Raw genomic sequence first — 13210 nt, forward strand, 5'->3', positions numbered from 1 at the left:
TGCCTTCAAGGACGGCGAACCGGTGCAAGACGATCGACCGGTTCAGCAGAAACTCGCCGCTTGAAATCGACCGCCATCAAATTATTCGTACACCACTCTTGACGTTAGCTCGCTAACGCACACTGCTCCCGATGATCACGGGGCGGCGGATCAGCCGCATTCGGGCGCTATAGGCCATCGATAAAGACCATTGATGTATCCAGCGTGCCAAGCGGCTTCGCCATGGAAGAAGGGCGAGCAGTTGGTGCCGATTGGGAGGTGGAGTATTGACAGGTTGCCCCGTTCGAAGGCAACGTATCGCCTTGTCAGCACGCAGCAACCCACACAAATGCTAGGCGAACGCGCCGTTCCCTCCAGAGACCATTCGGGCGAATGGTTCAGATTCAGCATTCAAGCTTAACGCATGTACCTTACATCAAGGTTAATTACATCCCTCGTCACGCCCGTATCGCCGTTTGCAGGAGTTGGGCAACCGGACCAATCGCCGCCCCCTGCGCCCACGCTACGCTCTGTTTGCCACGATACGCAAACAGAACCGCAGGCGCGTCGTCAACAACTTCGCGACAGCAAACTCACCTGGCATCAGCAACACGCTTGGCTTGGGCACGATCCCGAATAAACCGACCGACACGTAGACTGGAACAGAACAATGCGCGCACGACGCATGGCAGCACGGCGTTCATCTGTGCATGGTACAGGACTTTTTGCCCTGAAACCGATCTCGGCGGGGGAAAGACTGATTGAGTACAAAGGTGAAGTGACTCCCTGGAAACAGGCCGCGGCGCGTCAGTGCGCAGAAACGGGCCATACATTTGTGTTCGGCCTCTCGAGCGGGCGTGTGATTGATGGCAGCCGCGGCGGCAATAGCGCCCGCTTTCTCAACCACGCCTGCACTCCCAATTGCGAGGCAATAGAAACGGGCGACCGGGTATTCATTCATGCCATCAGAGCGATCAGGCCCGGCGACGAACTCTTTATCGACTACGGCCTTACGGTAGACGGCGAAATAACCGAGGACATTCGAGCACAGTACGCATGCCGTTGCGGCGCGCCCACCTGTCGTTTGTCAATGATGCGTGACGGGGAATCGCCGCTGTGAACGTCCCATCGCCCTCAAACTAGGCAACCTCGCGCGGGCGAAAGTAAGTCGCCGGAGTTGGTCACGTGAGAGTGTGGCCTTCCCTCGACTGGTGGCGCGCGCCTGAATAGCGTCGATCCCGAAGCCTACGTCATCGAGCGCATCGACGACGTGTTGCCCGGGAACTTTTCTTCCTTTGCTGCCCAATTCCGCACGCATCGATCCTCTTCGCTAGCGCTGCGCTCGCGCGCGCTAACCTCATTCGCCACCGGGATCGCCTCGCCTACCGGTGCTGCACTTTGCGTGTCGCCATATACGCTCTGAACAGACCCGCGTGCAGACGGCTCAGCCTTTGACGCAAGCTCACCAGCTTGTGCTGATCTCCTTCATGCTCTCTGCGCAGAAGTTCCCCCAGCAAGGCAGCGGCTCGCGATGCCGCGAGCCCGGGTTGTGTCCGTGCATCACCCAACCGGCCCGACAGCGCTGGCTTAACCACCAGCAGCCAAGCAGGGAACCAACTGTAATCCTCGACCTCGCCCATACCGGGGAATTCCGCATCAAAGCGTCGACGCAGCGCGTCGAGCGAAGCGTCACCCAATCTGGGCAGCAAGGCTGCGAATCGTGCAGGCGCCAGCCACGCCAGCTCAACGATTAGTGGCCACGCGGCATCCAACCCGTCAACCCGGCAGCGCGCCTCGGCCATCCATGCGAGCGGTGACGGAATGCGCCACCAGGAATCAATGCCCTCGACAGCCTCATGGGCAGCGGCCCAGTCGCCAACCAACAGCCATAGTGGCGTTGCGTGGTGTTCGGCGTGGGCGTTACGAAATGGAAGGGGCGCAGCCCGTTTAGCAAGCGATCGCCAGCACGGAGCCAGCCATGCACGAACAGTCTGCGCCGGAAGCACGTGCGCGGCGGCAGGTGTGACTTCGTTCTCGAGGCGTCGGACAGCGATAGCCAGCGCGGCGTGGTCAGCAAAGGGGGCGCTCCCTGCGCACTGAAGTTCATTAACAAGCACGGTCATCGCAGGTAGCCCGGCGTCGTCCGGGTACGCGCAAGCAAGTTCGGCCAGTGCAGCGCGTGCGGCCACCGCATCCCGCAGTTGCAGTCGCTCGAGCACGTCGTTGCGCAACATGACGTCACGGCTATCGGCGAAGATATCGAGTTGCTCCATAGTCCGTTGCACTCAGAAGAGTTGATCGTGAAGAGCGGTCAGACTAGACCATTTCACCGTGCTACGGAATGTTCGGCCCTCTTCCTTGGCGGACTCGATGATCACGCGTTGGCCACTCGCTTCGGCAATCACCCGCACGATCCGCTCGCCATAACGCATCAGTGAACCGATCGGCGGACAGACCTGAGTTTTTCGCCCTCTCCCTTGGCGAATCTTGCTTGTCATCGGCCTACCCTCGCTTGCGGCGCACTCTGGTCTTCCTAGCAAAAACACATTTCACGGATCGAAATGCACCCACCGAGTGGCCATGTATTCTAAAGGACGAAACCAAATCACCAGTCGGTCGTATGCCTAAGATGACCACTGCTCTTCGGAAACTTGAATTCGTTGCAAGGCAGTACGAGTTGCTGCCCAATCTACCCTTAGCTTGTGACGATCGCGCTACGTAATTCGTATTATTTACTACAAATCCAATCTTCATATTGGTAATATTACAGCTAGCTGCCGGTGCTTCGGCCCGAACCTCGCGCTAACGTTCTTTTGGCGTGAAACATTGGTCACATCCCACCTGGAAATAGCGCCTAAACCTAAGCCCAGCCTAGTTCTTACTGATCTTGAAAAACTTGCGACGATGTTTCACGGTCGATGGCTCAGACCCAAGCTTACCCATTGCATGTGGCGAGCATTATATGCGGCGGCCATTGCTCTCGCCTCCTCCCGTAGGGCGTCCAGACAATGGGTTCACTGCCCAAGGAGAGAGTCCGACACTCCGGAAAGCCGGCCTCATGCGCTCGTGCTGTTGACACGTCGCCCAGCATCTTTCGGCCCCAAGGCCAGCAGGTAAGCAGCGCCTCGACGCGCCGAGCCGGGCCGGGCCGGCCCGATGTAGCAGTAGTTGGGCACATCTTTGACACCACTGTCAATATTAACGGCCGAATGAGGCTTTCCGTGCGCGCCGACCAGCTGAAGCCATCCATCAAGCGACACGGCAACCCCGACTCGTAATCGCCCCACTGACACAATCGTGCCGGCGGCGGAGCTTGCCATTGTCGTGCCCGCCCGCTCGCCACAGCACGTGATTCCGGCCGATGGTTGCCCGCTCCGCACGTCACGGCTGGCTGTTCGGACTCTGCAATTTCCACGATGTGGCTACTGGCGGACAATTAGATGGATCGGGCATCTGATCATCGTGTGACTGCGCCGCTATGAGACCACGATTGATCTGAGAGCAGAACCTGACACCAACGAGCGCAAGCCCTTCGCTGCCGCTGGCAGACATATCGGGGCGGTATTAGGCGACGCTAGCGCCACTCAATCGAATGGCTGTTCGTAGTACCCCTCCGGTTAGCGCCCCGTCAACCGCCTTTGCCCGCGCGCGCCCACACCGATTTGAAAGCGGTCGACGTACATCTACCTGTATCACAATCGATCCAAATAATTGCGCGCATACGCCCAACGAGCTCGAGCGATTGCTTTCTTTAGGACCGTCAGTATGCGTGGCAAGCCTTACTTCCCCGTGCTTCGTCGAAGATCGCACTGCGACAAGGACTATCTAAAGGCCATCCATTCTGTCCTTCGATTCTAAGCTCGTGCTTCGCTTGCAGACCTTCGGCTAGCGATCCAACTGTCAGTCCAGATTGCACTCAAGATTACGGGCACACTACTAAAGTCGTATCGGGGTTACATCGGTGACACATGATAAGGGGCCAGAACGGGCGATCTGGGTGTTCTCTGAGAAGGACAAATCGGCGAGCTGCATCGGGGAGAGGTGACGGAGACCCGAGGCGAGTTTGCGACGTCAGCAGAACACCGAGGACCGTGAGCGCCAGCATGAGAACTGTGCGGTCTGGGTAAAAAAAAAGCGATAGGCAGGACACCTAGAGCCCGGCCGCATTCGACGCGTCGCTCTGGTATCATCGCGCCGAGACTTCACTCCCGACTCGCGACACGCTTTGGCGACAGCCCCGAAATGTCCTATCTACTGACGACACCAAGAATTCTTTGCGTGGACGTCACAAAAGAAAGAAATGGCGCGGCTAGACACGCCCGACAGACGGAGGCGCAGCATCTGCAATCGTCGCGTTGATCGAAAACAGACTCGGCGCTACGGAAGAACGTGACGGCTTTCTAGGTTGCACGATCACGCCTCAAACACCGGGATCGCTTAGGCGTGCGCCTAAATATGTCGATGAGTCTGGCCGCGCCTAGCCGACGGGGCCTGCCATCTCAACTCGCGACAACCTGAGGTTCCAAAGCAGCTGACTCCCGAACGGTGCTGGATGCAAGTTCTACGCAAACGCTCCGGAGTGCATGAAGGCGCGCTGATAAGGTGCGGCCCGGTTCTCCGTGGGCCACAAGGAGATGTGAAGTGTCACAAATTGCGACACTTCACCAACTGCGCAGACGGGAAAATTTTCTGAGGTGTCGCAACTTGTGACACTTATAGAGGCGATTCAGGCACCACAATTTGTGGCGCTTAACTTCCATCCGAGGTGTCGCAAGTTGCGACACTGTGTGCTACGACTTCTGACCCATCGAAAAAAACCTCGCGAGCAATTCCCGCATCTGCTTCTCTTGGTCATCCGTCAGCATTCCTGGTCTGATCTTGATGGTCAGACCACTCGAATCTTTTGTGATGTTGCCGGCCTGTGTTTTCCCCGAGAAGAATTTGTCGATATTGCGAGCGGCGCCATCAATGCGACTTTCCGCACTGCCGCTTTGACTTATAAGCTTGACGAACCGCGTTTGAGTTAGGTCGCCAGATTTAACCTGTGGCCAAAGCTCCTTTGCTGTCTTTTGACCAGCGTCACCAGTCTTCTTGAGCGCAGACACAATATCCTCAGCCGCGCTCGCGCCCAGAACATGCGGCTCAAGATTCAGGTCATTGCGAATAAACTCCGGCAAGCTGTCGAACGACAAGTAGCGATACAACTCCGTCCTGTTCTTTCCGATGAACTCAGCCAAGCGTGTGCGATTTGGAAACTCCTTTTCCGCGCGCTTGATCGAGATAGCGATTTCGTAATCAGCTAGGTCATCACGGGTCATGTTCTCCGTCAGTGCGAGACCAGCCATATCCGAATCCGGGACCTCGATGACAATAGCCTTGATATGCGTCATCTCGAGCATCTGGTGAGCTCTCCAGCGACGTTCACCTGCGACAATTTGATAGTCGCTTTTGACACGCCGGACCACGATGGGTTGCATCAGACCCGCAGTACGAATCGAAGCCGCAAGCTCGGACATCTTTTGCTGATTGAACGTCCGGCGAGGTTGCCATGGATTTGGTGAAATCTCCGCCACCTTGATCTGGCTGGTCGCCCCAGACTTCTCCAGCTCCTGGATCCGCAGCTGAGCGGTCGTCAATGCGACACCTAGGCCAGGAGCCGTCTGTAATGATGCCGATTCCGCCGGGCGTGCAACACCATCCTCGACCGCCTCTCTCGGCATACTCGATGCCGGCTTGAGGTCGGCCGTCTTGGCTAGCATCTGCTCGCGGATGTTTGGCTTACCCATGTATGGTCTCCTCCTTCCATTCTTTGACAAATTTCTCATCTAGCCAGCGGACGTAATCGACGAACGGCTGGCGCACGCGCTGAAGGGATTTATAAGCGGTGTCGTTACGGCTCAGGTCGAAGACGGTCGAAAGGCTCAAGGCACTGCCGCTCATAACCGAGCTATCCGGAATCTCGAATGGGTCTAGCCACTCTTCATATGCGCTCTGCGCCCAAGTCTTTACGACCGACGAATTCGAAGTGGGACCGTGTTCGACGCGCGACAGCAGGATAGAGATAAAACTATATTCTTTATCCTCCTCGTACTTCTTCAGCGAAGCAATCACATCGTTAAACAGACTCCAGAATGTGAGCGAGCTAATGAAGTCCAGGTTCTCCGGGATCATAGGCATGACCATGGCATCTGCGGCGAACAGTGCGTTCAGATTCACATAAGAAAGGGACGGAGAGGTGTCCATCAAGATGTAGTCATAGTGCTTCCTTAGCTCCTCAAATCCCTGACGCAATACCGTCCAGAATCGATATCCTGGATAGTCTTTCTGGTTTGAAGGCAGGAAAAACTCAGCCTCATGGAGCATCGTGTGGCCAGGGATAATATCCAGACCATCCCAATACGTTGGTTGAATTTTGCCCAGCAGCCCTTCGCTTTCGTAGTGGTACTTCAGGAAGGGAAGGACTGTGTCCTCTGGGGTAATGTCTTTTTCAGCATACAGTCCGCATAGTTCAGAACATGAAGCCTGCGGATCGAGGTCCACCACCAATACACGTCGCCCCCGCAACGTTAACGCTTGGGCCATGCACATGGTCGTGGTGGTTTTGGCCGATCCACCCTTAAGTTGCGCCGTGACGATTACGCGGCCCCTGAAGTTACCGATATCTTCGGGAGAAGTCGCCAGGCGCGTCTGGTAGATGTCTGACATTTGCTGGATCCACGCGCGCGCCTCAACAAGGGTAAACGTTCGGCTTCTAGATCTCCCAGTACCGTTTGCCTGGCCAGACGGCATCGGACTGTCCTCCTTGGTCGCGAAGTATTGAACTTGCTCACGCTTGAGGTTGCACATCTCCGCAATCTCAGTCGTCGTGAAAACAGGAGGCGTCTTTCGCGGCTTTGGCGCCATAATGGAGTCGCGCCATTTATCCTGGAACTGTTTAATTTGAAGGGCTTTCTCCCCTAGCTGTCGGATCGTGACTTTGCGACTTTTTTCAGGGAGTACGAGCATATTTTTCATTCTGAGTTTCCTCATAAAATTCGCACGAAACGCAGAATACTAGACCTCACAGGAAAGTGCACCACAAAATTGGGGCTTTTTTACTTTTCGCCCCCCAGACGCCATCGCAAACGAAGCTCGACAGAGATTTACGCACAAAAACAGTTACCTGTTTACCTAGTGCGTGACGAGCTGAACATCAACGCACAAAAACAGTCACCTTGGCGCTTAGCTTGCTAGCAGTCTATAAAAATAAACCCGCAAACAAGCGAACAGGGGCTAGAAATTCTTTAAAAATCAAAGGTGATCGCTGTGGAAAGTGACGGTTCTTGTGCGCCTAGTGACGATAATTGGGCAACATGAGTCACACTTTTTGTGACGTTCGGTAACGTTTCGAGTGCGGCTGGATACGTTTTCTGTGTCGGTCACACTTTTTGTGCACCTAACGCGACGCTTTTTGTGTCCGCCGGACGGCTGAATGTCCGCGGCTTCGCATGGTAGGGTCACGGTTTTTGTGTTGACAGTACTCGTACGCCTGCGAAAATCGCGCTCATCTCCGAGAGAAGGGTAGGTATGGCCGAAACGCCGATCAGTCAGTCAAACAGCAAGGCTACGCCCCTGCAGCTGGCGCTCGATATTTTCAGCGACCTTTCGGCCAACGACCTCCCGCTAGCAGAATCAACCCGTGAAATAGGTTTTGTCCGTAGCAATCTGTTTGCCACTATCAACGGACTATCACTTACCGCGCGACGCATCGTCGATGCAGCCTATTTCATCGCAGCGCAGGAGGGGCAGGCGCGTGATGTCTACGACGTCGATTTCAGTTATTTCCGGTGGCTGATGCGCTATGACAGTCGCAACCTCGCACACCTGCGTCAGCGCATCATTGAAGCACAGCGTGCACTTGTCGAGGTCACAGATACGCCGTTAGACCGTGCACCCACGGAAGATGACAAGTGGAGTTCCGTCCATCTGCTGGGAGATGTGGAGATCGTGCGGGGCCGCATCCAGCTTTGCGTTTCGGAAAAAATCCTTCGGCACATTATCCAGCCCTATCAGTCGCACTGGCTTAGCCTCCGTATTTCCACGGCTTTGACGCTTGCCATGGCGCGCGCGATATACGACCGACTGTTGTTATACGGGCAAGGAGGGGTAACCGAGTGGTACGCACTGGAAGATATCCTTTCTTGGCCAGGCAAGATCGGCAAGAGTGCCGGCGAGTTTAAAGTGTTTCGTTCGCGTTATCTCGAGCCTGCTGCCGAGCAGATCAATCAGCTGACCGATTTCGACATCAGTTGGGACAGTCGCGTTGATCGGGATAGCCACCGCACAAGCCACATCCGATTCCGCGCGGTGAGAAAACAGGGCTCCGAAGCTGCGAAGGCGGGGCTTCCGCCATCGATGTATGGCACGCTACGCGATGAGCTGGGTCTCGAAGCAGAGGACTTTGAAGCAATCGCGTTGCGACGTGCGGAGTGGACGGATGCTCATCTGGAGCGCGCCATCGAATTCACTCAGTTCAAGCTTAGCCAGGGGAAAATCACAAGAAGCGCTCGTGGCTTCTTCATGAAAGCGTTGGCAGAAGGCTGGAAAGTATCTGGCGCTGATCGGATCATTGCCGAAAATCAGGAGCGTCATCAGCAGGAGAGGGAGCGCGCTCGCATGGCCCAAGAGGCGGCGCAGCAGGAAGTCCGGAGTAGCGAAGCAGCTGCAGACGCTGCGCAGAATGCGCGCATCCGGCAAGACCGCATGCAAGGTGCCGCATGGATTGAAGGCGCTGACGAGCGTGTTCAGACAGATCTGCTGCGCGCGTTCCTGGCAGCTCCGCTTTACGGTAAGCGCGCGTTATCGCGCGCGGGCGTCCATGCAGACCAGGTGACGCTAGACAGCGTTCGCCATTTGCAGAGTATCTGGGCGTCGTTCTGCGACTACGCGTATTCCAAGCTCAAGAAAACGCGAGCTGTAAGTTGATTCGGAAACCGGAAACTTGAAGCTTCTCCACGAAGATGATGCATTTGACGGATGTAATTCACGACGACCGAAAGACCGTAGCAGAAGAACTCGAGTGCACCGGAATTCCTCTATTCCTGTGGCGTTGGTCACGAAGTTTTTTAAATAATCCCAAAGAAGTTCGGAATGGACGTGTCATTGTTAATTGATAGTTTGCCTCGTTTTCAAGGCGTCGTACTGCTGGATGTTGTCGGTCGACAGGGAGATACCAGACACGGGCAGGCGCAGGTAGGGTTGGCACGGCACCGCGACCTCGTCTCCTCTTGCGCTGCCGGGTTGCGATAGAGTGGGGCGGCGGTGCTTGGCACATCAGCTCAGATACCGAATATCACGTTAGCCGAAAAACGACGGATGCTTAACGCGCGGATAGAAAGCCAATTAACCTCGCGAGTCCCTCAGGGTTATGGTGCGCAGAGTAGGGCCGCGCAGATGATCCCTGTGGACTTGAAATGACTAAGGCCAGTGCGGTCAAGTGCCGACGTCCTGAGTGTCCGAAGAACCTCCCTGTCAAACAGTACAGCCGATGAAACCTGAAACTACACCCGTCTCGGCTGCCAGCCTTGGCATGGTGCGGCCGACGCCAACAACGTTCAGACGACGCGAACTAGTCGACGCGCTCGGCGGGCGAACCGGACTTGAGCACGCGGTTACTCGCGAAATGGTCGAGGCGTTTTTCGAAATGGTGTGTGACGCTCTGGCTGCTGGCGAGCCGGTCAAGCTCCCCGGTTTCGGCATATTCCGCGTGCGCGACAAGGAGGCCCGTGCCGGTCGCAACCCGGTTACCGGTGAGGCAGCGCCAATTGCGGCGCGCCGCATTGTGACCTTTTACCCCAGCCAGATTCTGCGGGAACGTGTGGGGCAGGGCAGTGTGTGACGACAAAGGCGAGGTCAGGAAAGAGTGGTGCCGCGCCTCACAGTGCTCGCCGGTTTAAGGTGTCATTTGACTTGAATTTTAAGTTCATTTGATCCTTGCGAGGCCTGTCATGCAACTCATCACCCCTGAGCAGCTCGTCGCCGTGATGGAGCTGGCCCCCGTGCCGTACTGGCTCGCCTGGCTCGAAGCGCTCGTACGTGACGGCCTGCCGAAGTTGGCGCCGGCCGCTGTCGTGCAGCATATCGCGACGGACGCAGATATGCCGTCGTGCGCTGCGCGCCCGGATCATCCCCGAGGCAACCTACAAGCGTCGCCGCGATTGCCTTACTACAGATGAATTGAAAAACGGAGCGCCTCGCCCGAGTCTATGCAACTGCGGCCTATGTCTGGGACGATCCGCAGGGCGCCCGTGCGTTCCTTGTCACCCCGCACGCGCAACTGAAAGGGCGGCACCCCGTCTGGAACGGAACCGGCGCGATGCTGAAGATTCTGGTTCACGTGCGAGTTGGCGACGTACCGGAAACCCACGTATGGATCGAAGCGGAGGTCCCCAATGACGTCATGGTTGAGCGGCAGACGGCCGATTCCCTGCCAGCCGGCTGGGACGCGCCCGCGTTGCAGGTCGCGAGGGCATTTGGCGGCACGTGGCATACCGAGGCGCGGTCAGCTGTTCTTGTTGTTCCTTCCGTTGTCGCGCTCCAGGAGTCGACTGTTCACAACCCGGCCCATCGGGACGCGGCGCGTTTGGTGCCATGGGCACCGCAGCCCGACATCGGGGACGAACGACTGTTTACCGTGCGCCACCTGACCAGCCATCCGTCACGAACTGAGCGTGGCAGCAAACCCGCTCAGGAAGTTCATGGTTAGGCGCCTTTGGACTCGCAGCCGCATTGGATTCATGATGTCGCCGAGCGCATGGTAGGGCACTTCTCTCATCACCTATTTGCGTGGCTTACCGAAGAACCGTCGCGCAATCAGATACACAGCGGGCAGGCCGGTGTCGTCGCAAGACCAGTTCACTTGCGTATCGTAGTCGATGGCGGTAAGCCGATACTCCTCGACGCGGACAAAGACAGCTCGTACCGGGCCATCGTGTCTGCTCTGGAACCCGAGATCGCCGAATGCCTGTTCATCGATCGCGCGCAGCATACGCCAGGTCGTGGCCCCGTTTGTGCGGGTGACATCCTCGAGGAGGACGACGACTATGTGCTCAAGATCGCGCATGGCCCGACCAACCGCCCGTTCGAAATTGGCCACATCGACATTGACCAATCGGTTGTTAGGTATGCCCGGATCGACCATGACCGTGCTCTAAGCGGGAGATAGTCTGGTTCACGGTGGACGAGGCCGCGGCGTGTCGGGAGAGAATCCACCGGATCTGCGCAAGATGTCGCGATGCAATTGCATCGTCTTGCGGCTCACGAACCGGATACGGTGGGGCGGGAGGCCAGAGGCCCAGATAGCGGCAGACCGCCGACACATAGACGGCCCGACCCGAGCTGGTCGCGAGTAGTTGCGCTGCGGCCGAAACGCGCTCACGACCCACGTGCGCACTGAACCCGCGAGCGCTTGCCGGTTATCGTCGTTCAGGATGCGGATAAACTCTTCCATGGCGCTGCCTATGACCGTGTATCAGACACTGGTTATCCAGACGGAATTTCACTAAAACGAGCAGATGCAAGAGGCGGGATGCGGTTCCCTCCCGTATGGTTGCAGCTCTTGGTGACAATCTGAAACGCACGCCGTCAGGCGCTTGGGCAGGGTATTCGATTTGACATGTTGCCTCTCGGTGCCGGGCCTGCACGGCTCACCAACGAGGAAGCTGGCACCGGTCAGCCGTTGATGTTGATCTTTCGCTTTGAGGGTCTGAGGCTTCTGGGACGGCATCGGAGCGATGCTGTAGGGGCGCGTCTCAACAGGCCGGCTGCCCCATGGTCTTGAGAGCCTGATTTGCTCGGGCGATGTCCGGGATTCTCATCGAGGCATGGATCGGCGGGGGTGCCGAAAATATACGTGTGGTATGCAGCAGGGCTTGCTCTCCAATGTGGTTGCAATCGTGCCGCACACAGTCAGGTTTCCGCCGTACGGCAGGCGCGCTAAGGCATCATCCGTCGCACGGGAGGTTGGAGACGCCCGGCTTATCGGAGCTCATCGCCACTTCTCATCTTTCAGTTCGTCATCCTATTTATATGAATAGGATGTTCGGGTAATTCCCTGATCTCGACGCCGCGCGCTTGGCAGTATCGGCCGCCCGGTGCATCCGTGACGGACGGCTGTCAGTCTCGCTTCCTAACGGGTGGTCCGACCGGCACTGTGCGCGATCGAGCGACTTCCATGTTCAACCTTCAGCGCTTTGAAGTTGCCAGCCGCACCGAAATCGCGGGCGCTTGGTGCGCCGAGGTAAAACGAAATCGCCCTGCGCGCGCCGCGAGCCTATGGTGCCCAGAGACCATGCCGTGATGATATGCGCCGTTAGCCTGGCGGAACATCCTTACGGGTGGACATGCAATTAGCCTGCTTGTTCTCCACGTTATCAGATGGCGTAGTGCGAAGACCGTTGCCGCATCCTTAGCAAGATAACGAATCGAAGATGCATCAAGGACTTACCCACGTCATGCGCACGCTATGCACACGGTTATCCACGAATCCTGTTGATAACCCGCAGTCAACCTAACTGTTGGCGAGTCGCCAGGCGATTGGCGGTAGCGCGCCCGCAGCTTTCGATCGTCCGGTCTTGACCAACGTACAAACGGCGCCAGTGAAGGAGTCGCCCGTCAATGGTGTGACAACTAGTAGCTTTGTATAGAGGTTACGACGATTTCTCAGAGGTCGGTGCGGGGTAGGCCTTAGCCAATTTTCCTGGGCCGTTTCGGTAGAGAACATCCAGTTGATGCGAGTGCCGCTGGAGTTTCGCAGGTGCTCCTTAACAGACCCAAAACGTAATTTCGCAACAGCTTCTTAGTCTTACTGTGTCAGTGCGACTTGAAGTCGCGTAGAGGATTGTTTCACCTGGCTGCGGCCAGGAAGGAAACCGATTGTTCCGTCAATCGTACCCTACCGGTGCATGCTGGATTGGTAACGGTCTGGTGTGAAGCCACCGGAACAACGTAACCCGTTCATTGAACGACGTCGCGCTCGCGAGAAAGTGACGTTGTCTGCCAGCGTCGAGGCGGATGGGGTGCCAGGTTGGGCGGTATCGGTTAGCGCATGCGAACTGCTGATAAACGTCGTCATAAGAAGCAGGCCAAAGGCGCTGTCAGGCTTGAGCCAAATGGCACGCAGTCGGATGCTCCGTTTGACACTCGGTGCACGCGGACAAACATGACTGCCGGCGAAAAGGCAGAACCTAACCCG

General features: G+C 56.9%; 11 protein-coding genes. 5 read left to right on the top strand and 6 right to left on the bottom strand.

Going from position 1 to position 13210, the window contains the following annotated elements; genetic code table 11:
- The first annotated feature begins 649 nt into the window (after nt 1–649).
- Complete coding sequence (locus HV796_RS37470) at nt 650–1099, top strand: SET domain-containing protein (RefSeq protein WP_175232884.1); 450 nt, start codon at nt 650–652, stop codon at nt 1097–1099.
- A gap of 262 nt (nt 1100–1361) precedes the next feature.
- On the opposite strand, the gene HV796_RS37475 is transcribed toward HV796_RS37470, so the two are convergent.
- The 4 genes from HV796_RS37475 to HV796_RS37490 form a co-directional block, all read right to left on the bottom strand.
- Entirely contained in the window at nt 1362–2252 is an 891-nt protein-coding gene (locus HV796_RS37475; protein WP_175232885.1) for a hypothetical protein, read from the bottom strand.
- A gap of 12 nt (nt 2253–2264) precedes the next feature.
- Nucleotides 2265–2477: a hypothetical protein gene (locus HV796_RS37480; protein ID WP_175232883.1), complete on the bottom strand. Its 213-nt coding sequence runs from the start codon at nt 2475–2477 to the stop codon at nt 2265–2267.
- A gap of 2292 nt (nt 2478–4769) precedes the next feature.
- Nucleotides 4770–5765 (bottom strand): ParB/RepB/Spo0J family partition protein, encoded by a 996-nt coding sequence (locus HV796_RS37485; protein ID WP_175232886.1) that lies wholly within the window; start codon nt 5763–5765, stop codon nt 4770–4772.
- Nucleotides 5758–6993 (bottom strand): ParA family protein, encoded by a 1236-nt coding sequence (locus tag HV796_RS37490; protein WP_175232887.1) that lies wholly within the window; start codon nt 6991–6993, stop codon nt 5758–5760. Before HV796_RS37490 ends, HV796_RS37485 begins: the two co-directional genes overlap by 8 nt.
- Before the next feature lie 552 nt (nt 6994–7545).
- Between HV796_RS37490 and HV796_RS37495 the strand changes: the two genes are divergently transcribed.
- From HV796_RS37495 to HV796_RS37510, 4 genes are all read left to right on the top strand, one after another.
- Complete coding sequence (locus HV796_RS37495) at nt 7546–8943, top strand: replication initiation protein (protein ID WP_175232888.1); 1398 nt, start codon at nt 7546–7548, stop codon at nt 8941–8943.
- Nucleotides 8944–9505: 562 nt separating this feature from the next.
- Nucleotides 9506–9856 (top strand): integration host factor subunit alpha, encoded by a 351-nt coding sequence (locus HV796_RS37500; protein ID WP_246356273.1) that lies wholly within the window; start codon nt 9506–9508, stop codon nt 9854–9856.
- Nucleotides 9857–9965: 109 nt separating this feature from the next.
- Nucleotides 9966–10193, top strand: a complete 228-nt coding sequence (locus tag HV796_RS37505) for a hypothetical protein (protein WP_175232889.1) — start codon at nt 9966–9968, stop codon at nt 10191–10193.
- Nucleotides 10194–10333: 140 nt separating this feature from the next.
- Entirely contained in the window at nt 10334–10723 is a 390-nt protein-coding gene (locus HV796_RS37510) for an RES family NAD+ phosphorylase (protein WP_175232890.1), read from the top strand.
- A 72-nt stretch (nt 10724–10795) separates the two neighbouring features.
- Here HV796_RS37510 and HV796_RS37515 read toward each other — a convergent pair whose 3' ends face one another.
- Both HV796_RS37515 and HV796_RS46455 read right to left on the bottom strand, forming a co-directional pair.
- A complete protein-coding gene (locus HV796_RS37515) occupies nt 10796–11158 on the bottom strand; it encodes a DUF2471 family protein (protein WP_175232891.1) in 363 nt (120 codons plus the stop codon).
- Nucleotides 11136–11402, bottom strand: coding sequence for a CppA family protein (locus tag HV796_RS46455; RefSeq protein ID WP_484555921.1), 267 nt, complete (start codon nt 11400–11402; stop codon nt 11136–11138). The genes HV796_RS37515 and HV796_RS46455 overlap by 23 nt, the downstream gene beginning before the upstream one ends.
- Between the last annotated feature and the right edge of the window lie 1808 nt (nt 11403–13210).

It is taken from the genome of Paraburkholderia humisilvae (genome assembly GCF_902859855.1).
Taxonomy (GTDB): Bacteria; Pseudomonadota; Gammaproteobacteria; order Burkholderiales; family Burkholderiaceae; genus Paraburkholderia; species Paraburkholderia humisilvae.

Bases quoted from the DNA above. Each gene is read 5' to 3' on its own strand.
- HV796_RS37515 (WP_175232891.1), bottom strand. From the start codon at position 11,158: ATGGTCGATCCGGGCATACCTAACAACCGATTGGTCAATGTCGATGTG.
- HV796_RS37485 (WP_175232886.1), bottom strand. From the start codon at position 5,765: ATGGGTAAGCCAAACATCCGCGAGCAGATGCTAGCCAAGACGGCCGAC.
- HV796_RS37490 (WP_175232887.1), bottom strand. From the start codon at position 6,993: ATGAAAAATATGCTCGTACTCCCTGAAAAAAGTCGCAAAGTCACGATC.
- HV796_RS37480 (WP_175232883.1), bottom strand. From the start codon at position 2,477: ATGACAAGCAAGATTCGCCAAGGGAGAGGGCGAAAAACTCAGGTCTGT.
- HV796_RS37470 (WP_175232884.1), top strand. From the start codon at position 650: ATGCGCGCACGACGCATGGCAGCACGGCGTTCATCTGTGCATGGTACA.
- HV796_RS37500 (WP_246356273.1), top strand. From the start codon at position 9,506: ATGAAACCTGAAACTACACCCGTCTCGGCTGCCAGCCTTGGCATGGTG.
- HV796_RS37495 (WP_175232888.1), top strand. From the start codon at position 7,546: ATGGCCGAAACGCCGATCAGTCAGTCAAACAGCAAGGCTACGCCCCTG.
- HV796_RS37510 (WP_175232890.1), top strand. From the start codon at position 10,334: ATGCTGAAGATTCTGGTTCACGTGCGAGTTGGCGACGTACCGGAAACC.
- HV796_RS37505 (WP_175232889.1), top strand. From the start codon at position 9,966: ATGCAACTCATCACCCCTGAGCAGCTCGTCGCCGTGATGGAGCTGGCC.
- HV796_RS37475 (WP_175232885.1), bottom strand. From the start codon at position 2,252: ATGGAGCAACTCGATATCTTCGCCGATAGCCGTGACGTCATGTTGCGC.